The sequence below is a fragment of the Sphingobium sp. TomTYG65 genome, assembly GCF_055395525.1.
In genome coordinates this window covers 2,263,872-2,287,839 of the sequence record NZ_AP027330.1, presented here as the reverse complement: position 1 = coordinate 2,287,839, position 23,968 = coordinate 2,263,872, and the positions used below count along the sequence as shown (strand labels likewise).

General features: G+C 64.1%; 28 protein-coding genes. 21 read left to right on the top strand and 7 right to left on the bottom strand.

The window, feature by feature from the left end; all coding sequences use genetic code 11:
• The first annotated feature begins 55 nt into the window (after window positions 1–55).
• On the top strand, window positions 56–934 hold the full coding sequence (locus tag ACZ5Y5_RS11320) for a 3-hydroxyacyl-CoA dehydrogenase NAD-binding domain-containing protein (RefSeq protein WP_464808723.1): 879 nt from the start codon (window positions 56–58) through the stop codon (window positions 932–934).
• A 40-nt stretch (window positions 935–974) separates the two neighbouring features.
• On the opposite strand, the gene pspF is transcribed toward ACZ5Y5_RS11320, so the two are convergent.
• Window positions 975–1,991, bottom strand: coding sequence for a phage shock protein operon transcriptional activator (gene pspF / locus ACZ5Y5_RS11315; protein WP_464808722.1), 1,017 nt, complete (start codon window positions 1,989–1,991; stop codon window positions 975–977).
• Between the two features lie 150 nt (window positions 1,992–2,141).
• Here pspF and pspA point away from each other — a divergent pair, with 150 nt between their 5' ends.
• The 7 genes from pspA to ACZ5Y5_RS11280 all read left to right on the top strand — a co-directional run bounded on the left by pspA (window position 2,142) and on the right by ACZ5Y5_RS11280 (window position 5,185).
• A complete protein-coding gene (gene pspA, locus ACZ5Y5_RS11310; protein WP_464808721.1) occupies window positions 2,142–2,810 on the top strand; it encodes a phage shock protein PspA in 669 nt (222 codons plus the stop codon).
• Between the two features lie 18 nt (window positions 2,811–2,828).
• Window positions 2,829–3,125 (top strand): envelope stress response membrane protein PspB, encoded by a 297-nt coding sequence (pspB, locus tag ACZ5Y5_RS11305; RefSeq protein ID WP_464808720.1) that lies wholly within the window; start codon window positions 2,829–2,831, stop codon window positions 3,123–3,125.
• A 1-nt stretch (window position 3,126) separates the two neighbouring features.
• Window positions 3,127–3,507: an envelope stress response membrane protein PspC gene (pspC, locus tag ACZ5Y5_RS11300; protein ID WP_464808719.1), complete on the top strand. Its 381-nt coding sequence runs from the start codon at window positions 3,127–3,129 to the stop codon at window positions 3,505–3,507.
• Between the two features lie 24 nt (window positions 3,508–3,531).
• Window positions 3,532–3,783, top strand: coding sequence for a hypothetical protein (locus tag ACZ5Y5_RS11295; protein WP_464808718.1), 252 nt, complete (start codon window positions 3,532–3,534; stop codon window positions 3,781–3,783).
• Window positions 3,784–3,794: 11 nt separating this feature from the next.
• A complete protein-coding gene (locus ACZ5Y5_RS11290; RefSeq protein ID WP_464808717.1) occupies window positions 3,795–4,025 on the top strand; it encodes a hypothetical protein in 231 nt (76 codons plus the stop codon).
• 180 nt (window positions 4,026–4,205) lie between these two features.
• Window positions 4,206–4,628: a SufE family protein gene (locus ACZ5Y5_RS11285; protein ID WP_464808716.1), complete on the top strand. Its 423-nt coding sequence runs from the start codon at window positions 4,206–4,208 to the stop codon at window positions 4,626–4,628.
• Between the two features lie 65 nt (window positions 4,629–4,693).
• Window positions 4,694–5,185, top strand: coding sequence for a hypothetical protein (locus tag ACZ5Y5_RS11280; RefSeq protein WP_464808715.1), 492 nt, complete (start codon window positions 4,694–4,696; stop codon window positions 5,183–5,185).
• A gap of 99 nt (window positions 5,186–5,284) precedes the next feature.
• Here ACZ5Y5_RS11280 and ggt read toward each other — a convergent pair whose 3' ends face one another.
• Window positions 5,285–6,985, bottom strand: coding sequence for a gamma-glutamyltransferase (ggt, locus tag ACZ5Y5_RS11275; RefSeq protein ID WP_464808714.1), 1,701 nt, complete (start codon window positions 6,983–6,985; stop codon window positions 5,285–5,287).
• Between the two features lie 45 nt (window positions 6,986–7,030).
• Entirely contained in the window at window positions 7,031–8,077 is a 1,047-nt protein-coding gene (locus tag ACZ5Y5_RS11270; RefSeq protein ID WP_464808713.1) for a quinone-dependent dihydroorotate dehydrogenase, read from the bottom strand.
• 372 nt (window positions 8,078–8,449) lie between these two features.
• Here ACZ5Y5_RS11270 and ACZ5Y5_RS11265 point away from each other — a divergent pair, with 372 nt between their 5' ends.
• From ACZ5Y5_RS11265 to ACZ5Y5_RS11215, 11 genes are all read left to right on the top strand, one after another.
• Entirely contained in the window at window positions 8,450–9,361 is a 912-nt protein-coding gene (locus tag ACZ5Y5_RS11265) for a helix-turn-helix domain-containing protein (protein WP_464808712.1), read from the top strand.
• Between the two features lie 115 nt (window positions 9,362–9,476).
• Window positions 9,477–9,968, top strand: coding sequence for an RrF2 family transcriptional regulator (locus ACZ5Y5_RS11260; RefSeq protein WP_464808711.1), 492 nt, complete (start codon window positions 9,477–9,479; stop codon window positions 9,966–9,968).
• Entirely contained in the window at window positions 9,965–11,449 is a 1,485-nt protein-coding gene (sufB, locus tag ACZ5Y5_RS11255; protein ID WP_464808710.1) for a Fe-S cluster assembly protein SufB, read from the top strand. Before ACZ5Y5_RS11260 ends, sufB begins: the two co-directional genes overlap by 4 nt.
• A 134-nt stretch (window positions 11,450–11,583) precedes the next feature.
• Window positions 11,584–12,039, top strand: coding sequence for a hypothetical protein (locus tag ACZ5Y5_RS11250; RefSeq protein WP_464808709.1), 456 nt, complete (start codon window positions 11,584–11,586; stop codon window positions 12,037–12,039).
• A gap of 3 nt (window positions 12,040–12,042) precedes the next feature.
• Entirely contained in the window at window positions 12,043–12,789 is a 747-nt protein-coding gene (gene sufC / locus ACZ5Y5_RS11245; RefSeq protein ID WP_464808708.1) for a Fe-S cluster assembly ATPase SufC, read from the top strand.
• 47 nt (window positions 12,790–12,836) lie between these two features.
• A complete protein-coding gene (locus ACZ5Y5_RS11240; protein WP_464808707.1) occupies window positions 12,837–13,589 on the top strand; it encodes a SufD family Fe-S cluster assembly protein in 753 nt (250 codons plus the stop codon).
• The gene (locus ACZ5Y5_RS11235) at window positions 13,586–14,854 is read left to right on the top strand and encodes an aminotransferase class V-fold PLP-dependent enzyme (RefSeq protein WP_464808706.1); all 1,269 of its coding nucleotides are present in this window, start codon (window positions 13,586–13,588) and stop codon (window positions 14,852–14,854) included. The genes ACZ5Y5_RS11240 and ACZ5Y5_RS11235 overlap by 4 nt, the downstream gene beginning before the upstream one ends.
• The gene (locus ACZ5Y5_RS11230) at window positions 14,851–15,303 is read left to right on the top strand and encodes an SUF system Fe-S cluster assembly protein (RefSeq protein ID WP_464808705.1); all 453 of its coding nucleotides are present in this window, start codon (window positions 14,851–14,853) and stop codon (window positions 15,301–15,303) included. The genes ACZ5Y5_RS11235 and ACZ5Y5_RS11230 overlap by 4 nt, the downstream gene beginning before the upstream one ends.
• Complete coding sequence (locus tag ACZ5Y5_RS11225) at window positions 15,303–15,662, top strand: HesB/IscA family protein (protein WP_464808704.1); 360 nt, start codon at window positions 15,303–15,305, stop codon at window positions 15,660–15,662. Before ACZ5Y5_RS11230 ends, ACZ5Y5_RS11225 begins: the two co-directional genes overlap by 1 nt.
• Window positions 15,663–15,683: 21 nt before the next feature.
• On the top strand, window positions 15,684–16,490 hold the full coding sequence (locus ACZ5Y5_RS11220) for a Rossmann-fold NAD(P)-binding domain-containing protein (protein ID WP_464808703.1): 807 nt from the start codon (window positions 15,684–15,686) through the stop codon (window positions 16,488–16,490).
• Window positions 16,491–16,569: 79 nt separating this feature from the next.
• Window positions 16,570–16,725: a hypothetical protein gene (locus tag ACZ5Y5_RS11215; RefSeq protein ID WP_464808702.1), complete on the top strand. Its 156-nt coding sequence runs from the start codon at window positions 16,570–16,572 to the stop codon at window positions 16,723–16,725.
• Here the strand turns inward: ACZ5Y5_RS11215 and ACZ5Y5_RS11210 are convergent.
• Both ACZ5Y5_RS11210 and ACZ5Y5_RS11205 read right to left on the bottom strand, forming a co-directional pair.
• Complete coding sequence (locus ACZ5Y5_RS11210; RefSeq protein WP_464808701.1) at window positions 16,722–17,621, bottom strand: DMT family transporter; 900 nt, start codon at window positions 17,619–17,621, stop codon at window positions 16,722–16,724. The two genes, ACZ5Y5_RS11215 and ACZ5Y5_RS11210, sit on opposite strands and share 4 nt — an antisense overlap.
• Window positions 17,618–18,631, bottom strand: coding sequence for a threonine aldolase family protein (locus ACZ5Y5_RS11205; RefSeq protein ID WP_464810533.1), 1,014 nt, complete (start codon window positions 18,629–18,631; stop codon window positions 17,618–17,620). The genes ACZ5Y5_RS11210 and ACZ5Y5_RS11205 overlap by 4 nt, the downstream gene beginning before the upstream one ends.
• A gap of 156 nt (window positions 18,632–18,787) precedes the next feature.
• Between ACZ5Y5_RS11205 and ACZ5Y5_RS11200 the strand changes: the two genes are divergently transcribed.
• Both ACZ5Y5_RS11200 and ACZ5Y5_RS11195 read left to right on the top strand, forming a co-directional pair.
• Complete coding sequence (locus ACZ5Y5_RS11200; protein WP_464808700.1) at window positions 18,788–19,879, top strand: branched-chain amino acid aminotransferase; 1,092 nt, start codon at window positions 18,788–18,790, stop codon at window positions 19,877–19,879.
• 151 nt (window positions 19,880–20,030) lie between these two features.
• Complete coding sequence (locus ACZ5Y5_RS11195; RefSeq protein WP_464808699.1) at window positions 20,031–21,239, top strand: FAD-dependent monooxygenase; 1,209 nt, start codon at window positions 20,031–20,033, stop codon at window positions 21,237–21,239.
• A gap of 86 nt (window positions 21,240–21,325) precedes the next feature.
• Here ACZ5Y5_RS11195 and ACZ5Y5_RS11190 read toward each other — a convergent pair whose 3' ends face one another.
• Both ACZ5Y5_RS11190 and acs read right to left on the bottom strand, forming a co-directional pair.
• A complete protein-coding gene (locus ACZ5Y5_RS11190; protein WP_464810532.1) occupies window positions 21,326–21,841 on the bottom strand; it encodes a cytochrome b in 516 nt (171 codons plus the stop codon).
• A 23-nt stretch (window positions 21,842–21,864) separates the two neighbouring features.
• A complete protein-coding gene (gene acs, locus ACZ5Y5_RS11185; RefSeq protein ID WP_464808698.1) occupies window positions 21,865–23,808 on the bottom strand; it encodes an acetate--CoA ligase in 1,944 nt (647 codons plus the stop codon).
• Between the last annotated feature and the right edge of the window lie 160 nt (window positions 23,809–23,968).

Here is a 23,968-nt window from a genome sequence, read left to right as displayed (position 1 = left end):
ACTGCCTGTCATGGCGCTACTGGGCGGCAAAATTGATTTACGCGGAGACAATAGGATGACCGACATTCGGACCGTAGGCGTCATCGGCGCCGGTCAGATGGGCGCGGGCATCGCCCAGGTCACGGCGCAGGCCGGCTACGATGTGATCCTGTGCGATGTCGATCTGGAACGCGCGCAGAAGGGCTTGCAGGGCATTTCGAAACAGCTGGCCCGCGCGGTGGAGAAGGGCAAGCTGAGCCCTGAGGATAGCGAGGCCATATTCGGCCGCATCCGTCCGAGCGGCGACCTGACGCCGCTGGTCGAGGCGCAGCTGGTGATCGAGGCCGCGACGGAGCGGGAGGAGATCAAGCGCAGCATCTTCGCCAATGTGGCCGCCGTGATCGCACCCGGCACCATCCTGGCGACCAATACGTCATCCATCCCGATCACGCGGCTGGCGCAGATCGTGCCCGATCCGGCGCTGTTCATCGGCGTTCACTTCTTCAATCCCGCGCCCGTCATGGCTTTGATCGAAGTGATCCGCGGTCTTGCCACCTCGGACGAGACGGTGAGCGTGGTGGAAGCCTATGCGGAACGCCTGGGCAAGCATGTCGTGCAAGCCTTCGACTCCCCCGGCTTCGTCGTCAATCGCATCCTGTTGCCGATGATCAACGAAGCGGCCTTCGCTCTGGGCGAAGGTGTCGCGAACATCCGGGACATCGACATGGGCGTACGGCTCGGGCTGAAGCATCCGATGGGGCCGCTGCAGCTGGCGGACTTTGTCGGTCTGGATACCTGCCTGGAAATCCTGAACGTACTGCGTTCGACCACGGGCGATTCAAAATATCGCCCCGCGCCGCTGCTGGTGAAATATGTGGAAGCGGGCTGGCTCGGGCAGAAGACCGGCAAGGGCTTTTACGATTATTCCGGCGCGGAGCCGGTTCCGACGCGGTGAAAACAGCATAGCTCCGTTCGCTCGATACGAACGGAGGTGGTTACAGGGCGCGTTCGGCGCTGAGCCCGTGCTTGCGCAGGCAATGGCGCAACTGGTCGTAAGTGAGACCAAGCGCCTTTGCCGTTGCCCGCTGGTTATAGCGGTGGCGTTCCAGCGCGGCCTTCACGATGGCGGCCTCATGCGCATCGACGGCGGCGCGCAGATCCGTGATTTGGGCGGGGCTAGTCGTGGGTGGGGGCGTGGCCTCCTCTTCCATGGTACGCAGCGGGGGCGCTTGCGGCTTCCACGGTGAGGCGAAGGGATCGAAGACGATCTGCGCGATGGGCCGGGCGGGCTCGTTCCAACGATAGACGGCGCGCTCCACCACATTGCGCAGTTCGCGCACATTGCCCGGCCAGGAATGGGCATCGAGATCGGCGAGGCAGGCAGGCGCGAACCCTGGCCATTCCGGCCAGCCCAGCTCGGCCGCCATCCGCCTGCCGAAATGATCCGCCAGCACCGCCACATCGCCGTCGCGGGCGCGCAGGGGCGGCAGGGTGATGACTTCAAAACTCAGCCGGTCGAGCAGGTCGGCGCGGAAGCGGCCGGCCTCGGCAAGGGCGGGCAGGTCCTCATTGGTCGCCGCGACGATGCGGACATCGACCGTCATCGGGCGGGACGCGCCGATGCGGGTGACTTCGCCATATTCGATGACGCGCAGCAGCCGTTCCTGCGCAGCCATGGAGAGCGTCGCCAGTTCATCGAGGAAGAGCGTGCCGCCATCGGCTTCCTCGAAGCGCCCGGCGCGGGCGCGCGTGGCGCCCGTGAAGGCGCCCTGCTCATGGCCGAACAGCTCCGCCTCGATCAGCGTTTCGGGTAGCGCGGCGCAATTCATGATGATGAGCGGCTCGCCCCAGCGCGGCGAAAGCCGGTGGAGCCGCTCGGCGATCAGTTCCTTGCCGGTGCCCCGCTCGCCAATGACGAGGATCGGGCGGTTCAGCTCAGCAGCACGCCCGGCCTGCTCGACCGCGTCGAGGAAGGCGAGGGATTGGCCGATGAACTGCGTGTTGCGCTCCATTGCCAATATATGGTGAAAATCACCACATCTTGGCAAGCGTGATCGTCTTCACCCGGCGAGAAATCCCCGCAATTCGGCTTTTCCTGCAATTGGCACGGCTTCTGCAATGTCGCCGCGCAAGGCCGTTTGAACGGAAGGATTGCAGTTACCATGGGTATCTTTTCACGCACGCGCGACATCATCGCCGCCAATGTCACCGATCTGCTCGACCGGGCGGAGGACCCGGCGAAGATGATCCGGATGATCATCCTGGAAATGGAGGAAACGCTGGTCGAGGTGCGCGCTTCGGCGGCGCGGACCATCGCTGATCAGAAGGAAATGCGCCGCCATATCGGCAAGCTGCAGGGGCTGCAGGACAGCTGGACCGAAAAGGCGCAGCTGGCGCTCAGCAAGGATCGCGAGGACCTGGCCAAGGCCGCTCTGGTCGAAAAGCAGAAGGCCGCCGACATGGCCGAACAGCTTTCCCACGAGATTGAGGTGCTGGACGAGGCGCTCAAGGCTTCGGAAGAGGATATCGCCAAGCTGCAGGCCAAGCTGCGCGAGGCGCGCACGCGGCAGAACAGCCTGGTCAGCCGGATGGAAAGCGCCCACAATCGGCTGCGGATGCGCGAAGCCTATGCGGGCGAAAAGGTGAATGAGGCTTTCGCCCGCTTCGACATGCTGGAACGGCGCGTCGACATGGCCGAAGGGCGCGCCGACGCGCTGGCCATGGGGCAAGGCAAGAAGAGCCTTGAGGAGGAGATTGCCGACCTTCAGTCCGCCGACAAGGTCGATGCCGAACTCGCGGCGCTGAAAGCCAGCATGAACAGGCCCGCCTGAACAGGGGAGATGTGATCCATGGAGGATGTGTTCCTGCCCATCATGATCTGCGGCATGCTGTTCATCGGCATGCCCTGGCTGATCCTGCATTACACCACCAAATGGAAGCAGGCGCCCAAGATCACCGAGGAAGATGAGCGGCTGCTGGATGAACTGCATCTGCTCGCGCGGCGGCTGGAGGACAGGTTGCAGACGGTGGAGCGGATCGTCGCCGCCGACAATCCCGACTTCCGCCCGTCCCGCCCGCTGCACGACGACGCTTATGATTTCGACCGCCCAAATCTCGACCGCCCAAATCTCGACCGGAGGAACTGACATGGCCGCGCGCCGCACCAAATTCTACCTCGACAAGCAGAATGGCAAATGGATGGGCGTGTGCGCAGGCATCGCCGACTATACCGGGGTCGATATGACCTGGGTCCGCGTCGGCGCTGTGCTGGTGACGCTGATGGGCGCATTTCCCTGGTCGCTGATCGCTTATTTCCTGGTCGCCTATTTCGCCGAGAACAAGCCGGCGGGCCTCTATGCCGACCGGGATGACGAAAAATTCTGGCAAGGCGTGCGGTCCAATCCGGCGCGCTCGACCCGGGACGTGCGGTCCAAGTTCCGCGACATCGACCGGCGGCTGGCCGACATCGAATCCTTTTATACGAGCCGCAATAGCAGGCTGGCGGACGAGATCGAAAGCCTGCGCTGAGGCGCGAAACAGGGAGGCAAAGATATGAACCCGTTTGAAATGGTCGTGGCCATCGTCGCCATCGCCGCCGTGGCGAGCATCGTGCGCGCAAAATATGGGATCGTGCGCCGCCATCGGGGCGAGGAGTTCGTGCAGCGTGGACCCGATCCCGAAGCGGAGCGGCTGCGGGCGGAACTCAAGGCGCTGAAGGACCGCGTCGCCGTTCTGGAACGGCTGGCGACGGACAGCAGCAGTGCGCTGGAGCGCGAGTTCGACCTGCTGCGCGAGCGCGACTGAGGAGTGACGATATGGACGAGCCTCTTTCAATGCTCATTCTGTCGCTGAGCGCTCTGCTGGGCCTCACGATCGTCGCGGTGGCCGCCTTGCGCGGGTGGAGCGGATGGCTGGAGCTAAAGCGGGCGGAACTGGCGTGTGCGGGTGGAGAAGCGCCGCCCTCGGCCAGCGCGCGGATCGAGGTCGCTGACCTTAAGGAACGCATCCGCAAGCTGGAGGCGATTGCGGCGGGCGTGGACCTCTGAGTTCGAGAAACAAGGCAGAGCCGAGTTCAGAAGGTGAAGGCGAGCATTGCCTACCTGCTTCTCGGGCTTGGCCTGTCCTGAGCACCTGCCTGGCAGGCAGTCGAAGGGCTCGAAACGAACGGAAGAGAAGTCACCGGCTTCAATGGAAAAGCGGCTTTCGCGGGCAGCATTTCCTCCTATATGCGCCATATGACCGATGTGCCCGCCCTTGCCGATCTTCAGGAAGAATATGAATTTCTGGACGCCGACGACCGTTACCGGCTGCTGATCGATCTGGGCCGCGCGCTGGAGCCGATGCCCGATGCGCTGAAAACCGATGCGACGCTGGTGCGCGGCTGTTCGGCGGCAGTGTGGGTCTATCCCACCGTGCTGGATGACGGACGGTTGCACTTTCTGGCGGACAGCAATGCGGCGATCACCAAGGGGATCATCGCATTGGTGCTGCTGACGGTGCAGGACCAGACGCCCGCCGCGATCAGTGCTGCCGATATCGAGGGGGCGCTTGAGCCCTTCGACCTGCGCAATCAGCTCAGCTCCAATCGCACACAGGGCATCCCCAACATGATCGCGCTGATCCGGCAGACCGCCGCGCGCTATAGCTGAAGGGGAAACCTCTCGGGTTGCGCGCGTTCTCCTTTACGCAGGCGAAACGGAAAAGGAGAAGCGCGATGCGCGGGATTTTGGCGCTGGCGGCGGTCGGGCTGATCGCGGCCTGTTCAGGCGAGGACAAGGGGCCGACCCAGCGCGAGCAGATCGGCCAGCAGTGGAAATATGAAGCGGGCGAAGGTGGCAAGCCCAAGCTTGCCTATATCGGCAGCGCCAACAGCGTCCAGACCATGACGGCCGAGGACACATTTTCGGTGCTGCTGGTGCAGCCGATGCCGGAAGGCGGCGGCGAAGTGACGGTGAAGCTGGTCGGCGCGCCCTTCAGCTGCGACCTGTCCGACTGCCGCGTCACGGCGGTCACCGATGATGGAAAGCGCCATGAGTGGCGCGGACGGATGACCGAGAACAAGGACGGGATCGAAGTGCTGCCGGCCGCGAAAGCCTATCAGGCGGTGGAGCGGAGCAAGACGGTGAAGGTCAATCTGGTCGTGGGTCCGAAGGACAAGACCTTCCCATTCGAGTTCAAGGTGGCGGGCTTGGATATGAAGAAGTGACGGCGTTCTCAGCGCAACATCACCCCAGCGAAAGCTGGAACCTTCCAGAGCGGTCGCGTTAGAGGGCCGGAGACCCAGCTTGCGCTGGGGTGACGGGCCTTACTCTTGCAATGAAACGCCTGGACTCCTCGGGTCGGCGGCGCCTAGCCAGTGTCCGTCCGGGGTGCGTTCGGCCGCATTCGCCTTGAGCCCCATGGGCGCGATCGTCACCTTATGGCCTAGGGTTTCGAGCGGAGCCTTCATCTTTTCCAGCGCCGTGTCCTTTTCAAGGACGAGGCCGTTGGCGTCGAAAAATTCAAGCCCCAGCGCAATGGAGTCCTGCGCCGACAGGCCCCAGTCGAAATGGGCGATCAGCGCCTTGGCCACCTGCATGATGATGGTGCGGCCGCCCGCCGCGCCGATGGTGAAGATCGGCGTCCCTTTTGCATCATAGACGATGGTCGGCGACATGGACGACAGCGGACGCTTGCCGGGTTCCACACGGTTGGCGACCGGCGCGCCGTTCTTTTCGGGCGTGAAGCTGAAATCGGTGAGTTCATTGTTCAGGATCACGCCATTGGCGATCAACTGGCTGCCGAAGAAGCTTTCGATGGTGGAGGTCCAGGCGGCAATGTCGCCATTACGGTCCACCGCGACGAAATGGCTGGTGCCGCTTTCGGGCTGGGGCAGGGCGGCGGTGCGCGCCTGTGCGCCGGGCGGGGTGCCGGGGCGATAGTCGTTGAGGCTGCGGCCAAGCGCGATGAGCGCGGAGCGTTTCTTGAGATAAGCGGGGTCGATGAGCCCTGCGATCGGCACCGAGACGAACTCGGGATCGCCGAGCCAGGTGTCACGATCGGCATAGGCAAGGCGCATGGCTTCGCCGATCACATGCCAGGATCGCGGATCGTCCTTCCCCCACTGTGCCAGCGGAAAGCGTTCCACCATGCCCAATATCTGGAGGACGGTGATCCCGCCTGCCGAGGCCGGCCCCATGCCGCAGATGGTGTAGGCGCGATAGGGACCGCAGACGGGCTTGCGCGCCTTCACCTGATAGGCGGCAAGGTCCGCTTCCGTCATCGGCACGGGATTTTTGGGCGCGTTGGTGACGGTGGCCGCGATCGTCTTTGCCGTCTCGCCCGTATAAAAGGCGTCCGGTCCTTCAGCCGCCACGCGGCGGAAAAGGGCGGCAAGCGGCGGATTTTTAAGCGTGGCGCCGATGGGTGCGGGCGCGCCATCGACCCAGAAATATTTCTGGATCTCCGGGAAGTCGACCCAGATCGGCGCCACCGCCTTCATCGCCGTGGCTAGCCGTTGGCGTACTTCAAAGCCATTTTCGGCCAGACGGATCGCCGGTTCGAACAGTTTGGCCCAGGGAAGCTTGCCCCATTTGCGATGCGCTTCCCACGCCAGGCGGAGGTTGCCGGGCACCCCGACCGAATAGCCGCCCGGCCAGGCGGAGCGGAAGGCGAGCGGCTGACCGTCCGCCCCCATGAAACGGTCGGGCCGCGCCGCTGCCGGAGCGGTTTCCCGCCCATCGATCGATTCGAGCAGACCCGTCTCGCCATCATGGTGCATCAGGAAGCCGCCGCCGCCGATGCCGCTATTATGCGGTTCGACGACATTGAGGGCGAGCATCATGGCGATCGCGGCGTCGGTCGCGCTGCCCCCTTGGCGGAGCATCTCCTGCCCGGCTTCCGCCGCGCGCGGGTCCGCGGCGGATACGGTGGCGTTGAGCGCAAGGGGCTCCCGCGCGGCAAGCGGCGCGGGGGCAAGGGCGGCGAAGGCGAGGAAGGCCAGCAGGCCGGGAAGGCGGAGCGTCATGCGCGCTACCCTATAGCCCCGCCCCCGCGCCGCAAGTCCTTCAGATCAGGCGTCGATGCCGATGACCTGGCCGATATGGGTGAAGCCGTCGCGCGCCATCAGCCGCTTCAGCCCAGCATTGATGCGCTTGGGGAGATGGGGGCCTTCATAGACGAGCGCACTGTAGAGCTGGATGAGGCTCGCCCCGGCGCGCAGCCGGGCATAGGCTTGTTCGGCCGTCGCAATGCCGCCGACGCCGATCAATGGCAGACGGTTGCCCAGGATGCGGCGGAAATCGCGCAGCCGCTGCAGCGACAGGTCGGTAAGCGGCGCGCCCGAAAGGCCGCCGCTCTCCCCGGCATGGGGGGAACGCAGCGGCGGGCGCGAAATGGTGGTGTTGGAAACGATCAGCGCATCGACCCTGTGGTCGAGGCAGGCGGCCGCGATATCTTCCACATCGGCGGGCTCCAGGTCAGGCGCGACCTTGAGGAAAATGGGCGTCTTGCCGGTGCCGCGCGCCGCCATGACGGCCCCCAGCAACTGGTCCAGCGCCGCCCGGTCCTGCAGCGCGCGCAGGCCCGGCGTGTTAGGGGAGGAGATGTTGACCGTCAGATAATCGGCGAGCGGGGCCATGCAGGTCACGCCGGTCACATAGTCGGCGATCCGGTCGGCCGCGTCCTTGTTAGCGCCGATATTGATGCCGACGATCGGGCCGCCTTGACCCGGTTCCCGGCGGCGCTTGGCGACTCGTTCCGCCGCAGCGGCAAGGCCGCCATTGTTGAAGCCCATGCGGTTGATGACCGCCCGGTCTTCCACCAGACGGAACAGGCGCGGCTGGGGATTGCCCGGCTGTGGCATCGGGGTCAGCGTGCCAAGCTCGGTAAAACCGAAGCCCAGCCCGTGCATCTTGTGCGCGACCAGACCTTCCTTGTCATAGCCTGCCGCCAGGCCAACGGGGTTGGGGAAGTTTATCCCAGCGACGCATTGCGCAAGCGCCGGGTCGGGGCGAATCGGAGCCGGAGCTGGCATCAGGCGCAGCAGGGCGATCGAAAGATGATGCGCGCGTTCGGCATCCAGCGCGAAGAACAAGGGGCGGATCAGGCTGTAGGACATGGGGCGCGCTATGCCAGCCCGAACGCCTGCCGTCGAGTCGCTGTGGCAAGAGCGCAACAGTTGATACCAAAGGATAATTTCCGCCCGCGATTCATTCAGAATCGTCCCGATTCAGTTCTGCATATGTCCGATCCATCCAATCAACCGGATCCGATTCGGACTTATGACGATGTTGCGACCCGAAGGCTCTAGGCCATATGGCTGACGAGACCTTTTACTGGCCCGGTGGTTAACTCTGCCGGGCCATTTTTTCGAAAAGGGTTCGGAAAAGCTCTCGCGACTGCAGTATCGCTCTTGCGCGCGCGCAAAGAAGCTTCATACTAGGCCCGTGGGGTGAATATGGGGCCACATAGGAACGGGGCGTCCGGGGGGATGCAGCACAGTCGGGAACGGGACGGAGAACCGTCGCTTTCCTATATGGTGGAAGCCGCGCATGGGCCGGTCCGGCTGCGTTATTTCGCCCCGCCCGAACAGTTGCGGGCCTATTTCGGTTCCCTCTACATTTTTACCGAAACGGCTGGCCATTATTCGGACGTGACGCGCGCGGACGTGCCGCAGTTGCGCTTCATGGTGCAGGGCACCGGCAATTATCATTTCCAGGATGGAATGGTGAAGGCGACCCCCGATGTGTGCCTGCTCGGCCCAACTCTGGGCGCGACCCGTTTCGAATTGGACGGCCCGTCACATGTCGTCGGAATTTCGCTGCTGCCTGCCGGATGGGTCAGCCTGGACGGGGGTGACGCCAGCCTGCTGGCGGACCGTTTGCGTGACTTGGCGGGAGAGAAGAAGGGCGCGCTTTCCGCCCTGCTGACGCAGCTGCGGCACCTGGACGATCCGGAGGCGGTGGCCGCCCACTGCTGGGAGAAGCTTGCGCAATGGCTGGAGCCGCTGTCGGATTCCACCTGGCGGCTGCTGGAAGCGGTGGATGGGTGGCTGATGGATGAAGGCTCGCCCCGGATCGAGGCGCTGGTGGAACGGACCGGCCTGTCGCCGCGGCAGCTCGCACGGCTCACCAACCGCTATTATGGCTGCCCGCCCAAGCTGCTCGCCCGCAAATATCGCGCGCTACGCTGTAGCGCCCGGATCGCGCTGGACCAGCATAGCTGGCAGGAACTGTGCGAAGACGGGCGCTTCTATGACCAGTCGCATTTCATTCGTGAGATCAAGCATTTCATCGGCCTGACCCCGCACCAGTTGCAGACGGAGCCGACCGCGGTGGCGCAGCTGACGCTGCTGCGCCGGTCGCTGGGGGGCGACGTGGCGGTGCTGAACCGCTTCAGCTGATCGGCCGCTGCAAGCAGAAATGGCTTGATTCCGGGCTGCCGCGCGACCACATGCGCAATCGGATTGATTCGATCCGATTTGAGAATGGTTCGCAACCGGGGCGATTGGCCGGACAATGAGGCTTTCGAGTTTCGCAGATTATGCCGTGGTGCTGATGTCAGCCGCTGCGCGCCATTGCGGCGCGGCGAAGATGAACGCGACCACGCTGTCGGCTGAAACCGGCATCCCGCTGCCCACCGCGCAAAAGTTGGTGAGCCGTTTGTCGGCGGCTGGCTTGCTCGAATCGAGTCGGGGCACCGGCGGGGGCGTACGCCTCAGCCGCCCGCCCGCCGCCATTACGCTCGCGGATGTCGTCGAGGCGGTGGAAGGGCCGATCGCGATGACCGCCTGCGCCGAACATGGCGCGCATGACTGCTCGTTGGAGCAGGACTGCCGCATCCGCCCTCATATGAACGTGGCGAATGATGCGATCCGATCGGCACTGGCGGGCGTCACCATCGCCAGCCTGACCCGAGACATTCTTCAACCTCCGTTCGTTTCGAGCCCTTCGGCGTCCCTTGAGGCGTCGCTTCCGGCCGATGAAGTCGAGAAACAAGCCGCGCTATGACCGAAGAGACCACCACCATCCGTAACCTGGAAGCGCATGAGGCGGCCGAGCGCGCCTCCACCTATGAACATGGCTGGTCCTCCGCCATCGAACAGGATTTCGCGCCCAAGGGGCTGAACGAGGACACCGTCCGCTTCATCTCGGCCAAGAAGAAGGAGCCGGAATGGCTGCTGGAATGGCGGCTGAAGGCGTTCCGCCTGTGGCAAACGATGGAATCGCCGGGCTGGGCCAAGCTCAACATCCCGCCGATCGATTATCAGGACGCCTATTATTACGCCGAGCCGAAAAAGAAGGCGGAACTGAATTCGCTGGACGAGGTCGATCCGGAGATTTTGGCGACCTATCAGAAGCTGGGCATTCCGATCGCCGAGCAGGAAGTGCTGGCCGGGGTGAAGGGCAGCCGCAAGGTCGCCGTTGACGCCGTGTTCGACAGTGTGTCGGTCGCCACCACCTTCCGCAAGGAGCTGGAGGAGGCTGGCGTCATCTTCCGATCGATCAGCGAGGCGGTGCGCGAATATCCGGACCTTGTGAAAAAGTGGCTGGGGAAGGTCGTGCCGATGCACGACAATTATTTCGCGACATTGAACTGCGCGGTCTTTTCCGACGGCACGTTCGTTTACATCCCCAAGGGCGTGCGCTGCCCGATGGAGCTTTCCACCTATTTCCGTATCAATGCGGAGAATACGGGACAGTTCGAACGCACGCTGATCGTGGCGGATGAGGGGAGCTATGTCTCCTATCTCGAAGGCTGCACCGCTCCGATGCGGGATGAGAATCAGCTGCACGCCGCCGTGGTCGAGCTGGTCGCGCTGGACGATGCGGAGATCAAATATTCGACCGTCCAGAACTGGTACCCCGGCGACGAGAACGGCAAGGGCGGCATCTATAATTTCGTGACCAAGCGGGCGCTGTGCCAGGGCAAGAACAGCAAGGTCAGCTGGACGCAGGTGGAAACCGGCTCTGCGATCACCTGGAAATATCCGAGCTGCGTGCTGAATGGCGAAAACAGCGTCGGTGAATTTTATTCGGTGGCGCTGACCAACAATCTACAGCAGGCTGACACCGGCACCAAGATGATCCACAATGGCAAGGGGTCGCGATCGACCATCGTGTCGAAGGGAATCTCGGCTGGCCGCAGCAACAACACCTATCGCGGTCTGGTGCGCGTGGCGCCGGGAGCGGAGGGCGTGCGCAACTTCACCCAGTGCGACAGCCTGCTGCTGGGCGACCAGTGCGGCGCGCATACCGTGCCCTATATCGAGGTGCGCAACCCTTCGGCGCAGGTCGAGCATGAGGCGACGACGAGCAAGATCAGCGACGATCAGCTCTTCTACGCGATGCAGCGCGGGCTGGATCAGGAAAGCGCGGTGTCGCTGATCGTGAACGGCTTCGCCAAGGAAGTGCTGCAGCAGCTGCCGATGGAGTTTGCTGTCGAGGCGCAGAAGCTGCTGGGCATTTCGCTGGAGGGGTCGGTCGGTTGACCCTTGAATCCTTCTCCTACGTCATGCCGGACTTGATCCGGCATCCCGCTTCGGTGTGCGCGGGACGACAAGGCAGCGGGACCCCGGATCAGGTCCGGGGTGACGACGAATTTATAAGTTCAGAGGACTGAGATTTGAGCGACGAAGACGATATCCAGGACGCCCTCGCCGATTTCGCGGAGGATGTCGGCAATGGTCAGGCATGGACCGCCGCGATCCGAATCCTGACCGAGGATTATGATCTGGAAGAAGGCGAACTGGAAGCGCGCGCCCGCAAGGATTTCGGCGACCTCGACGCCTATCAGGCGCAATGCCGCGCCGCGCTGGAAAAGGGCGACCTCGCGTTTACCGAGCGCCTGAAGACCGACAAGGCTTTCCACAAGGCGAAGGCCCCCAATCTCGCGCGCATGGGTCCGGTGACCGAATTCGTGACCGGCGTGCTGGAAAAGGGCGCGCCTGAACCTGGCGCCGACTGGTGGCCCTATATGCCGATCAAGCGCCATATAGACACGCTCTTCCCCGCGCCGGGCGATGTGCGGGACATGGCTTTTTGGACCGCGCGGACGCTCCAGCGCGCGCATAAGGGTTGAATGATGCTGACGATCGACAATCTCACGAATGAAATCGACGGCAAGGCGATCCTGAAGGGTCTGTCGCTCTCCATCAAGGCGGGTGAGATCCATGCGATCATGGGGCCGAACGGTGCGGGCAAGTCCACCTTGGCTTATACGCTGGGCGGGCGACCCGGGTATGATGTTACCGGCGGCGATGCCTCTTTTAACGGTGTGAACTTGTTCAGCTTGGAGCCGCACGAGCGCGCTGCCGCTGGCCTGTTCCTGGGTTTCCAGTACCCCGTCGAAATCCCTGGCGTCTCGAACCTCCAGTTCCTGCGTGAGAGCCTGAACTCGCAGCGCAAGGCGCGCGGGGAAGAGCCGCTTTCGGGCGGCGAGTTCATCAAGCTGGCCAAGGAAAAGGCGCGCCTGCTCGGCCTCGACATGGAGATGCTGAAGCGGCCGGTGAATGTCGGCTTTTCGGGTGGCGAGAAGAAGCGCGCCGAAATGGTGCAGATGGGTATCCTCGATCCCAAGCTGGCGATATTGGACGAGACGGATTCCGGGCTCGACATCGACGCGCTCAAGATCGTGGGCTCAGGCATCAACGCCATCATGCGCAAGCCTGAAAAGGCGGTGCTGCTCATCACCCACTATCAGCGGCTGCTCGACTATGTGAAGCCGGACTTCGTCCATGTGCTTGCCGGCGGACGGATCGTGAAGTCGGGCGGGCCGGAACTGGCGCTGGAGCTGGAACGCGAAGGCTATGCCGAGGTGGTCGCCGCATGAGCGCCGAGAAAATTTCGTTCACGCGGAGACGCGGAGGAGTCTCGGCTATGACCGCGCTCGCTTTGCCCACGCGCAAGCAGGAGGAATGGCGCTATAGCGATCTGGAGGCGGTCGCCTCCATTTGGCCGACGCCTGTGCCGACGCCCATCGACGTTGCGGCGGGGAACACGGCGCATCATCACCTGTTGCAGGAGGCAGCCGAAGGCGCGGCGGCGGTGCATGATTATGTCATCACCATCGCGGACGGTGCGCGGCTCGACTTCCATGTCCTCAACATTGGCGGCAAGTTCGGCCGCGTGACCTTGGCCGTGAGGCTGGGCAAGGGTTCGCATTTCGAACTGAACGGCGCGATCATTGGCGGCGGCGACCAGGTGCTGGAGATCATTACCTCCGTCACCCATGCGGAGCCGGACGCGACCAGCGGGCAGACGATCCGCTCGATCCTGGGCCAGCGGGCGACCGGAAGCTATCTGGGGTCGATCAATGTAGCCCGCGACGCGCAGCGCACCGACGCATTCCAGTCCGTGAAGGCGATGCTGCTCGACCGCACGGCGACCGCCAATGCGAAGCCGGAACTGGAAATCTATGCCGACGACGTGAAATGCGCCCATGGCGCCACGGTGGGCGAGTTGGACAAGCAGGCGCTATTCTACATGGCCTCGCGCGGCATGGACCCGGCGACCGCCAAGACGCTGCTGCTGAAGGCGTTCGTCGCCGGCGTGTTCGATGATGTGGCGGATGAAGCGGTGAAGGACCAGCTGGAGGCGGCGGCGCTGGCCAAGTTGGAGGCGCTGGTATGACGGCTGAACCCACGTCCGTTCGTCCTGAGCCTGTCGAAGGACGCGCGCCGGGCTTCGACAAGCTCAGCCCGAACGGATTATCAAGGCTAAGGGACGACTTCCCCGGCGTCGGCAGCTGGCACTATCTCGACAGCGCGGCCACCGCGCAGAAGCCCAATGCCGTTATCGACGCCATCGCCCGCGCCTATGGCCCGGACTATGCGACGGTCCATCGTGGCGTTTATGAGCGCTCGGCCAATATGACGCTCGCCTATGAGGCTGCCCGGCGGAAGGTCGCTGACTTCATCGGCGCAGCTTCGGACAGCGAGATCGTCTATGTCCGCGGCGCGACCGAGGGGATCAACCTGGTCGCGCATAGCTGGGCAGGCACGCAGCTGAAGGCGGGCGACCGCATCCTGCTGTCGATGCTGGAGCATCACAGCAATATCGTTCCTTGGCAGATCGTGGCGGAGCGCGTGGGCGCGCAGATCGACGTCGTGCCGCTGACGGCCGATGGCAAGATCGACCTTGATGCCATGCAGGCGATGATCACGCCTGCGCACAAGATGGTCGCGCTGGCCCATGTCTCCAACGTGCTGGGCAGCGTCCTCAATGTCCGCCGCGCTACTGACATCGCCCATGGGGTGGGCGCGAAGATATTGATCGACGGATGCCAGGCGGTGCCGCGCCTTGCCGTCAATGTGCAGGCGCTGGATTGCGACTTCTACGTCTTTTCCGCGCACAAGCTCTACGGCCCGACCGGGATCGGCGCGCTGTGGGGACGCAAGGAATTGCTGGATGCGATGCCGCCCTATCAGGGGGGCGGGTCGATGATCGACAAGGTGACCTTCGAAAAGACGACCTATGCGCCCGCGCCGACGCGGTTCGAGGCGGGGACGCCGCATATCACCGGGGTCGTCGGCCTTTCGGCGGCGATCGATTATGTTCTAGGCATCGGGCTGGACGCGATCCACGCCCATGAGTGCATGCTGGTGAGCAAGGCGCGGGCTGCGCTGGAAAGCCTGAACAGCGTGCGCGTCTTCGGGCCTGAAGACAGTGCGGGCATCCTTTCCTTCGAGGTCGAGGGGGTGCATCCGCATGACGTGGGCACCATATTGGACGAAACGGGCGTCGCCATCCGCGCCGGGCATCATTGCGCGCAGCCGCTGATGCGGCATCTGGGCGTTGAAGCGACCGCGCGGGCCAGCTTCGGCATCTACAGCGACGAGAGCGATGTGGATGCGCTGGTCAAGGGCATCGAACGAGTGAGGAAGATCTTCGGATGAACGAAGAGCGCAAGATATTGGTCGAAGAGGTGGAGGCGGTGGACACGCCGCCCAAGGCGCGCGTCGATGAGGCTCCGCGCCAGCGCGACTATCTGGAGGGGTTCCTGGCGCAGAAGCCGACGGCGGTGCCTGCGGGTGAGCCGGGCGGCAATCTCTATGATGCGATCATCGACGCGCTCAAGGAGATTTACGACCCTGAGATTCCGGTGAACATCTATGACCTCGGGCTCGTTTATGGGGTCGATGTGACGGATGGTGGCCATGCGGTGGTCACCATGACGCTGACGACGCCCCATTGTCCGGTGGCTGAATCCATGCCGGGCGAAGTCGAGTTGCGCGTCGGGGCTGTTCCCGGCGTGGGCGATGTGGAGGTGAACCTTGTCTGGGACCCGCCGTGGGACCCGCAGAAAATGTCGGACGAGGCGAAGCTCGAATTGGGAATGCTCTGATGACCACTGACACCAAGACCCGCGCGCGCCCCGCCGCCGTCATCCTGACGCCGAATGCGGAGCAGCGCATTGCGGACCTGATGCGCCAAGCGCCGGAGGGGGCGATCGGCGTCAAGCTGTCGACTCCGCGCCGGGGCTGTTCTGGCCTTGCCTATTCGGTCGATTATGTGACTGAGGAAGCCAAGTTCGACGAGAAGATCGAAACGCCGGGCGGCACCTTCTACATCGATGGCGGGTCGGTACTCTATCTGGTGGGATCGACGATGGATTGGGTGGAGGACGATTTCACCGCCGGGTTCGTCTTTAACAACCCCAATGCCAAGGGCAGCTGCGGCTGCGGCGAGAGCTTTACCGTTTAACACTGCCCGGAGGTGGGTGAAATGCCCCATATGCTGATCTTCGGCATGGGCTATACGGGCTCCCGCTTGGCCACCCGCCTGCAGGCTGAAGGCTGGCATGTCACGGGCGTGCGCCGCACCGCTGACGCCGGAGCGCTTGCCTTTGATGACGATAGCGCAGTTCGAGCCGCCATCGCCCAAGCGACCCACATCCTGTCTTCCGTTCCGCCCGAAGGCGAAGCCGATCCCGTCCTGACCCGCTATGGCGCTGCGATCGCCGCCGCCCCGGCGCTGTGGACCGGCTATCTCTCCTCGACCGGCGTCTATGGCGATGCGGCGGGCGCCTGGGTGGATGAGAGCAGTCCTGTGGGCTCTGGACGTCGCGGGGCACGGGTGCAGGCGGATGCGGACTGGGGCGCGCTTCGGCCCGACATGCGCCGCTTCCGCTTGCCCGGCATCTATGGGCCGGGCCGGTCGGCGCTGGACCGCGTGCGGGAAGGGCGGGCGCACCGCATTGACTTGCCGGATCAGATTTTCAGCCGTGCGCATGTCGATGACATCGTCGCGGGAATAGTGGCGTCCTTTGACGGGTCTCCGGGCGTCTATAATCTGGCCGACGATCTGCCCTGCGCGCAGAACCGGTTGATCGAGGCGGCCTGCGCGATGCTGGGGCAGTCCCTCCCGCCGCTGCTGACGCTGGAAGACGCGCAGCTTCCGCCCATGGCGCGGTCTTTCTACGCCGAAAACCGGCGGGTCGCGAATGGGCGGGCAAAGCGGCTGCTGGGCTGGACACCGCGTTACCCTACCTTTCGCGAGGGGCTGGCGGCCTGTCTTGCGGAGGCAGGTTAATCGGTTCGGCTTGTCGCTTACGCGGCGTTAACCAAAGGCGGCGATGGATGGTCCCGGCAGCTTCGCAGGGACTTGAGACATGGATCCGATCGACCGTAATTTCGCCGCGCTCAGCCTGCGGATGAGCCGCTTGGCCGCGCCCGAACGTGCGGCCGCCGCGCCGCAGTCCCTCGCCAGCCTGATCGACCGGGTGAATGCGGCGAAGCGCCATTATGAGCCGGGATTGCGCCGCTAAGCGTCCTTCGCCCGTAGCGCGATGGCCATGCCCGCGACCGCGAGCAACGCGCCTGCCGCGCTTAATGTGGTCCAGTGATAATCCTCCGCCACCGTGGAGATCAGCATGGCGATGACCGGGATCAGCACGCTGCTATAGGCTGCGCGGCCGGGTCCTAATCGCTGGATGAGCTGGAAATAGAGCGGAAAGGTGATGACTGACCCCGCAATGCCCAGCCAGGCTATGCCGAGCAGATAGCCTGCGCGCCATTCGATCACCGGAGGCCCGACGGTCGTCCACGCATAGAGCGCATCGATCATGCTGCCGATCAGCATCGCCCAGGTGAGGACGGCCGCCATCGGCAGACGCCGGGCGATCTGCATGCCCTGCATGACATTGGCGGTCGATGCGCTGAGCAGGCCGCAGCAGGTGAGCGCGATGCCCAGCAGCACCGTGTCGGCGGATACCGGCGCGGCGCGATATTCGCGGAGCAGCAACAGTGCGATTCCCGTGATCGCGACCAGGGACCCAAGGATGAAGGCGCGGCTGACCCGCTGGCGGAAGGCGATCCAGGCCAGGATGCTGTTGGGGATCAGCAGCAGGGCATAGATGGTCGCGACCACGCCGGAGGTCAGATAATGCTCAGCGCGATAGACGAAGTTGAAATTGAGGACGAACTGCGCCACGCCGAGCACGGCCGCGAAGGCGATGCCCGCGGGCGGCAGGCGCAGCGGCACGCGGCGGGCGAGCGCGAACAGGGCCATGCCCGCGGCCCCCAACAGGAAGCGGTAGCAGACCGACCAGCTGGGCGGTACGGCGGCGAGCTGATCGCGGATGACGATCCAGGTCGAACTCCAGATCAGCGTCACCAGCAGGAAGGGGATGATGACGCCGCTTTTGTTGCTCTCGCTCGTCATGGCAGCCTGCTCAGCGCTTCGGCGAGGGGTTTGATGCTGGCGGCGTCTTGCGACCAGTTGGTGACGAGTCGCGCGGCGCCTTCGCCCCAATCGTAGAAATCGAAGCCCTGCGCCCGCAGGCTCGCCGCTTCGGGAGCGGTGAGGCGGATGAACAGCTCGTTCGCCTGAACCGGATGGAGCAGCCGGGCCGGAGCCGCCTGCGCCAACGCTGCGGCGGCGGCATTGGCGCTGCGGGCGTTCTGCAGCCAGAGATCATCCTCCAGCATCGCCAGAATCTGCGCGGCGAGATAGCGGCCCTTGGAAAGCAGATGGCCCCCGCGCTTGCGCCAGCGGGCTGCTTCGGCCGCGCGCGCGTCCGCTTGGGCCCCGAAGAAGAGGAGCGCCTCGCCCATCATGCCGCCATTTTTGACGCAGCCGAAGGTCAGGATATCGACGCCCGCGCGCCAAGTGATGTCGGCGGGATGACAGCCAAGCTGCGCGACGGCATTGGCGAAGCGCGCTCCGTCCATGTGCAGGCCGATGGCGTGGTCCTGGGCTAGCCGACCGATCTCCGCGAGCTCGTCCGGGGTATATACAAGACCATATTCAGTCGCCTGGGTGATGCTGATCGCGCGCGCCGGGATCTGATGCACGTCGGGGCGGATCATCTTCAGCCGGTCGAGAATGGTTGCGGGAGTGAGTTTCGCGCCTTCGCCGGACAGGGGCATCAGGCTCGCCCCATGGGTGTAAAAGCCCGGCGCGCCGCATTCATCGACGACGATATGCGATTCTTCGTGACAGATGACCCCGCCATATGGCGGACACAGGCAGGCGAGGCCGATGCTGTTCGCCGCCGTGCCGGTCGCGACCCACAGGGCGCGAACGGGCGCGGCGAACAGCTCCGAAAAGGCGCTGTCGAGCCGGGCGCTCCAGGCGTCGCCATCATAGCCATGATCCGCCTGATCTGCAGCAGCGATGGCTGCCATCATCTGCGGACAGACCGGGGTCGCGTTGTCGGAGAAGAAATGCATGGAGGCGGGATAGTGGCCGCGCGCCTCTGCGCCAAGATGCCAGCCTGATCCGAGCGGCCCTTTCGGAAGAGCAACAAATTGGTCAGTAATAATGACCCATTGTTTCATCAGGCCGTTTGTGACATAGGCGGCCCGTCCTCAAAAGGAGCATCGATCATGGACGTCCAGCAGAAGTCGCGCTTTACCGTCACTCCGAGCAGCAAGGCTGTATCGGCTGACCAGCGCGCGGTATTGCTGGAGGACCCAGGCTTCGGGCGGCTCTTCACCGATCATATGGTGACGATTCGCTATACCGAGGGGCAGGGATGGCACAGCCATGCCGTAGGCCCGCGTGAGCCCTTCCAGCTCGATCCTGCCTGCGCCGTGCTGCATTATGCGCAGGAAATCTTCGAAGGCATGAAGGCCTATCGGCTGGAGGACGGCAGCATCGCCATGTTCCGGCCGGAGGAAAATGCCCGCCGCTTCGCCGAATCGGCCGAACGTATGGCCATGCCGGTGCTGCCGGAGGATATCTTCCTGGAAGCGGTCGAAGAGCTGGTGAAGATCGACGCCGACTGGATTCCGGGCGGCGAGGGCAGCCTGTACCTGCGCCCCTTCATGTTCGCGAGCGAGAGCTTCCTGGGCGTGCGCCCGGCGGCGGAATATATTTTCTGCGTCATCGCTTCGCCCGCTGGCGCTTATTTCAAGGGCGGGAAGAAGGCGGTCACACTATGGGTGTCCGAACATTATACCCGCGCGGCCAAGGGCGGCACGGGTGCGGCCAAGTGCGGCGGCAACTATGCCGCCAGCCTGGTGGCGCAGTCGGAAGCGACCCGTCATGGATGCGACCAGGTCGTCTTCCTCGACGCCGCCGAACATAAGTGGGTCGAAGAGCTGGGCGGCATGAACGTCTTCTTCGTGATGGAGGACGGATCGATCGTGACCCCGCCGCTGTCGGGCACGATCCTTCCGGGCATCACCCGCAACAGCATCATCACCCTAGCTCGCGCGAAAGGGCATGAGGTGCGCGAGGAACCCTACAGCTTTGCGCAATGGCGTGCGGATGCAGCCAGCGGCAAGCTGCGGGAGGCGTTCGCCTGTGGTACGGCGGCTGTCGTCACGGCGATTGGTACGGTGAAGAGCGTTGAGGGCGACTTCACCATCGGCAATGGCGACGGCGGGATAGTCACCGAAGCCTTGCGGACCGAACTGACAGGCATTCAGCGCGGGACGGTGGCCGATCCGGCGGGCTGGGTGCGCAGGCTGTAATAAATCCTTCTCCCGACCTTCGTTCACGCTGAGCTTATCGAAGGGCTCTTCTTTCCTTCGACAAGGAAAGGGCTTCGACAGGCTCAGCCCGAACGATGTTCGATCTCAGCCCCTGCTTCCCAATCGTCGCCCAACGGCCTAGAAGAACCGCATGCAACGGTTTGACGTCGTCATCTTGGGCGGGGGCCTGGTTGGGCTGACCCTTGGTATCGCTCTATCGGGTCACGGCGTGCGCTGCGCCGTAATCGATCCGGCCGATCCGGTGGAAACGAGCGCGGTCGGCTTTGATGGCCGGGTGTCGGCAATCTCCTCCACAAGCCATGCGATGCTGTCCGCCATTGGCGTCGCGGAATTGCTGGAGGGCAAGGGCTGTCCGATCGACCGCATCTGGGTGAGCGATGGGCTGGAGCCAGGCGCGCTGGACTTCGCGCCGGAGCCGGATGATGGCGTAATGGGGATCATGTTCCCCAATCGCGACCTGCGCGTCGCCCTTGCCCAAGCGGCGGACAAGGCGGAGCATCTCACCCGCTTCCAGCCCGATCGCGCCACGCATGTGGAGCGGAACGCTGACGGCGTGACGCTGACGCTGGCAAGCGGTCAGATCCTGCACGGCGCGCTGCTGGTGGCGGCCGAGGGACGCAACAGCCCGACCCGCGAGGCCGCGGGGATTCGCACGACGCGCTGGCAATATAAGCATACGGCCATGGTGACGGCGATCGACCATGAGGTGCCGCACGCCAACACGGCCTATGAGATTTTCTACCCCGGCGGCCCCTTCGCGCTGCTGCCGATGCTGCCCGGGACGCGCTCGGCCATCGTCTGGACGGTGCCTACCGAGCAGGCGCCGGTGATGCTGAAGCTTTCCGAGCGCGCCTGGCTGGCGGAGGCGCAGAAGCGCATGGGCGGGTTCCTTGGCGAGATCAAGCTCGCCGGGCCGCGCTCCAGCTACCCGCTGGGTTTCCACCATGCGGCGCGGATCACCGATACGAGGCTGGCATTGGTGGGCGACAGCGCCCATGCGATTCACCCCATTGCGGGGCAGGGACTGAACCTCGGCTTCCGCGATGTGGCCGCGCTGGTCGAGGTGCTGGTGGATGGGATGCGGCTGGGCCTGGACCCCGGCGATGCGCAGCTGCTTGCGCGCTATCAGCGGTGGCGCGGATTGGATGCGATGTCAGTCAGCGTCGCGATGGATGGGCTGGTCCGACTGTTCGACGTGCCGGGGCGGATTCCTTCGCTGGTCCGCCGCGCTGGGCTGGCTGCGGTTCAGCGCACTTCGATGCTCAAGAACCGCTTCATGGCGGAGGCGCGCGGCGAGTCTGGAGCGCTGCCTAAGTTGCTGATCGGTGAGCTGATTTAGACTCATCTGCGTCATTCCAGCGAAAAATGGATTTCGTGGAATGCGTGATTTGGCCTGAAACCCCAGCCTTCGCTGGGTGACGGCAGCTACCCCAGCATCCGCCGAAGCACATCGTCCTTCAGGATGAAGTGGTGGCGCAGCGCCGCGGCAACATGCAGCAGGATGAGGGCGACCCAGAGATAGCCGATTATCTCATGCGCCTCTGCCGAAAGGCCGACGATGGGGTCGGCCTTTGATACGGCGAATTTGGGGACGTCGAAGAGGAAGAACCAGTTCAGCGGCCGAGTGCCTGCGGAGGTCATGATCCAGCCCGTGAGCGGCACCAGCAGCATGAAGGCGTAGAAGCTGTAGTGCGTGACCTTGGCGGCCAGTATTTCCCAGGCGGGCAGCAGTCCAGGCAAAGGCGTTGGGCGGTGGGTCAGCCGCCAGATGAGGCGCAAAATGGCGAGCGCCAGCACGGTCAGGCCGACCGACTTGTGCACTGGCATGACCTGCCAATCCCGTGGCAGGGAGTCATGCGCGATGCCCAGCCACAGGTTGAAGAGGATCAGGATCGCCATGATCCAGTGCAGCGTGCGCGCGACGAGGCTGTAGCGCTGCACTGACATGTCCTGACCCATGCTTCTTATCCCTGACGGTTGGCCACCAGATTATCGACCACCGAAGGATCGGCGAGCGTGCTGGTATCGCCCAGCGCCTGTGCCGAAACCTCGCCCTCCGCGATCTTGCGCAGAATGCGGCGCATGATCTTGCCGGAGCGGGTCTTGGGCAGCCCGGGGGCGAACTGGATGACGTCAGGCGTCGCGATCGGGCCGATTTCGCTGCGGACCCACGCGACCAGCGCCTTGCGCAGTTCTTCGGTAGGTTCCTCATGAGCGTTGAGCGTCACATAGGCGTAGATGCCCTGGCCCTTGATGTCGTGCGGGAAGCCGACCACTGCCGCCTCTGCCACGGCTTCATGCAGGACGAGCGCGCTTTCGACCTCTGCCGTGCCCATGCGGTGGCCCGACACGTTGATGACGTCATCAACGCGGCCGGTGATCCAGTAATAGCCGTCGGCGTCACGGCGGGCGCCATCGCCGGTCGTATATTTGCCGGGGAAGGTGGTGAAATAGGTCTGGAAGAAGCGGTCATGATCGCCCCAGACGGTGCGCATCTGGCCGGGCCAGCTTTGCGCGATGACAAGGTTACCCTCCGCCGCGCCTTCCAGCACTTTGCCTTCGCCATCGACGATCTGCGGCACGACGCCGGGCATCGGCAGGGTCGCGGAGCCGGGCTTCAGGTCGGTAGCGCCGGGCATGGGAGCAATCATCGCCGCGCCGGTTTCGGTCTGCCACCAAGTATCGATGATCGGGCAGCGATCCTCGCCCACGACATGATGATACCAGCGCCAAGCTTCCGGATTGATCGGCTCGCCCACGGTCCCGAGCAGGCGCAGCGACTTGCGGCTGGTCTTGGTGACGAACTCGTCCCCCTCCTTCATCAGCGCGCGCAGGGCGGTGGGCGCGGTGAAGATCGTCTGCACCTGATGGCGATCCACCACTTCCCAGATACGGCTGGGGGTCGGATGGTTGGGCACGCCTTCGTACATCAGCGTGGTCGCGCCGTTCGCAAGCGGGCCATAGACGATATAGCTGTGGCCCGTGACCCAGCCGATATCGGCCGCGCACCAGTAGATGTCACCGGGGCGGTAGTCGAAGCAGAGTTCGTGCGTCAGGCTGGCCCAGAGCAGATAGCCGCCGGTCGTATGCAGCACGCCCTTGGGCTTGCCGGTCGAACCAGAGGTGTAGAGGATGAATAGCGGGTCTTCCGCATTCATCGGTTCGGGCGCGCAATCGGCGGAAACCTTGGCGGCTTCCTCATGCAGCCAGAGGTCGCGGCCATCCTGCATAGTGACGGCGCCGCCTGTCGCCTGGACGACGAGCACCTTGCGGACGCTCGTGCACTCCTTGAGTGCAGCATCGACATTGGCCTTCAGCGGCACCTTCTTGCCCGCGCGGCAGCCCTCGTCTGCGGTGATGACGAGGGTGGAATCGCAATCGATGATGCGGCCGGCGAGCGCTTCGGGCGAAAAACCGCCGAAGACCACCGAATGGATCGCGCCGATCCGCGCGCAGGCGAGCAGGGCGAAGGCCGCCTCCGGGATCATCGGCAGATAGACGGTGACACGATCGCCCTTCTTCGCGCCAGCGCTTTTCAGCACATTGGCGAAGCGGCAGACTTGCTCATGGACCTGGGCGTAGGTGTAGCGGCGCGGCTCCGCGTCGGGCGAGTCCGGTTCCCAGATGATCGCGGTCTGATGGCCCCGTTCGGCAAGGTGCCGGTCGATGCAGTTGGCGCTGACGTTGAGCACGCCGTCGGCGAACCATTTGACGCCGAAATCAGCCTCGTTGAAGCTGCTTTCATTGGTCTTGGTCGGGAAGGACTGCCAGTCGAGCCGCTTGGCCCTTTCCAGCCAATAGGCGTCCGGCTCCTGAATCGATCGCTGATAATCTGCCGCACGTCCATCCCGGTCGAGCAGCGCCGAGGCGGCCCATTCCGAAGGCACCGGGAAAAAATCGTCAGACATCAGGCATCCTTTCCTTAACGGTTCCAGACCCTCTAGAGGCTGTATCCGATCATCGGAAGCCCGGATCGCGACCTTGGGGCCAAAGTTTCCACCATTATCGCGCCGCATTTAAGCAGGAGCGAGCGATTTTGCCGCTTTTCGCGAAGGCTGGGTCCGCCTA

What these genes read in the sequence shown, in the direction of transcription:
- ACZ5Y5_RS11320 (WP_464808723.1), top strand. Translation starts at nt 56, where the DNA reads ATGACCGACATTCGGACCGTAGGCGTCATCGGCGCCGGTCAGATGGGC.
- pspF (WP_464808722.1), bottom strand. Translation starts at nt 1,991, where the DNA reads ATGGAGCGCAACACGCAGTTCATCGGCCAATCCCTCGCCTTCCTCGAC.
- pspA (WP_464808721.1), top strand. Translation starts at nt 2,142, where the DNA reads ATGGGTATCTTTTCACGCACGCGCGACATCATCGCCGCCAATGTCACC.
- pspB (WP_464808720.1), top strand. Translation starts at nt 2,829, where the DNA reads ATGGAGGATGTGTTCCTGCCCATCATGATCTGCGGCATGCTGTTCATC.
- pspC (WP_464808719.1), top strand. Translation starts at nt 3,127, where the DNA reads ATGGCCGCGCGCCGCACCAAATTCTACCTCGACAAGCAGAATGGCAAA.
- ACZ5Y5_RS11295 (WP_464808718.1), top strand. Translation starts at nt 3,532, where the DNA reads ATGAACCCGTTTGAAATGGTCGTGGCCATCGTCGCCATCGCCGCCGTG.
- ACZ5Y5_RS11290 (WP_464808717.1), top strand. Translation starts at nt 3,795, where the DNA reads ATGGACGAGCCTCTTTCAATGCTCATTCTGTCGCTGAGCGCTCTGCTG.
- ACZ5Y5_RS11285 (WP_464808716.1), top strand. Translation starts at nt 4,206, where the DNA reads ATGCGCCATATGACCGATGTGCCCGCCCTTGCCGATCTTCAGGAAGAA.
- ACZ5Y5_RS11280 (WP_464808715.1), top strand. Translation starts at nt 4,694, where the DNA reads ATGCGCGGGATTTTGGCGCTGGCGGCGGTCGGGCTGATCGCGGCCTGT.
- ggt (WP_464808714.1), bottom strand. Translation starts at nt 6,985, where the DNA reads ATGACGCTCCGCCTTCCCGGCCTGCTGGCCTTCCTCGCCTTCGCCGCC.
- ACZ5Y5_RS11270 (WP_464808713.1), bottom strand. Translation starts at nt 8,077, where the DNA reads ATGTCCTACAGCCTGATCCGCCCCTTGTTCTTCGCGCTGGATGCCGAA.
- ACZ5Y5_RS11265 (WP_464808712.1), top strand. Translation starts at nt 8,450, where the DNA reads ATGCAGCACAGTCGGGAACGGGACGGAGAACCGTCGCTTTCCTATATG.
- ACZ5Y5_RS11260 (WP_464808711.1), top strand. Translation starts at nt 9,477, where the DNA reads ATGAGGCTTTCGAGTTTCGCAGATTATGCCGTGGTGCTGATGTCAGCC.
- sufB (WP_464808710.1), top strand. Translation starts at nt 9,965, where the DNA reads ATGACCGAAGAGACCACCACCATCCGTAACCTGGAAGCGCATGAGGCG.
- sufC (WP_464808708.1), top strand. Translation starts at nt 12,043, where the DNA reads ATGCTGACGATCGACAATCTCACGAATGAAATCGACGGCAAGGCGATC.
- ACZ5Y5_RS11240 (WP_464808707.1), top strand. Translation starts at nt 12,837, where the DNA reads ATGACCGCGCTCGCTTTGCCCACGCGCAAGCAGGAGGAATGGCGCTAT.
- ACZ5Y5_RS11235 (WP_464808706.1), top strand. Translation starts at nt 13,586, where the DNA reads ATGACGGCTGAACCCACGTCCGTTCGTCCTGAGCCTGTCGAAGGACGC.
- ACZ5Y5_RS11230 (WP_464808705.1), top strand. Translation starts at nt 14,851, where the DNA reads ATGAACGAAGAGCGCAAGATATTGGTCGAAGAGGTGGAGGCGGTGGAC.
- ACZ5Y5_RS11225 (WP_464808704.1), top strand. Translation starts at nt 15,303, where the DNA reads ATGACCACTGACACCAAGACCCGCGCGCGCCCCGCCGCCGTCATCCTG.
- ACZ5Y5_RS11220 (WP_464808703.1), top strand. Translation starts at nt 15,684, where the DNA reads ATGCCCCATATGCTGATCTTCGGCATGGGCTATACGGGCTCCCGCTTG.
- ACZ5Y5_RS11215 (WP_464808702.1), top strand. Translation starts at nt 16,570, where the DNA reads ATGGATCCGATCGACCGTAATTTCGCCGCGCTCAGCCTGCGGATGAGC.
- ACZ5Y5_RS11210 (WP_464808701.1), bottom strand. Translation starts at nt 17,621, where the DNA reads ATGACGAGCGAGAGCAACAAAAGCGGCGTCATCATCCCCTTCCTGCTG.
- ACZ5Y5_RS11205 (WP_464810533.1), bottom strand. Translation starts at nt 18,631, where the DNA reads ATGCATTTCTTCTCCGACAACGCGACCCCGGTCTGTCCGCAGATGATG.
- ACZ5Y5_RS11200 (WP_464808700.1), top strand. Translation starts at nt 18,788, where the DNA reads ATGGACGTCCAGCAGAAGTCGCGCTTTACCGTCACTCCGAGCAGCAAG.
- ACZ5Y5_RS11195 (WP_464808699.1), top strand. Translation starts at nt 20,031, where the DNA reads ATGCAACGGTTTGACGTCGTCATCTTGGGCGGGGGCCTGGTTGGGCTG.
- acs (WP_464808698.1), bottom strand. Translation starts at nt 23,808, where the DNA reads ATGTCTGACGATTTTTTCCCGGTGCCTTCGGAATGGGCCGCCTCGGCG.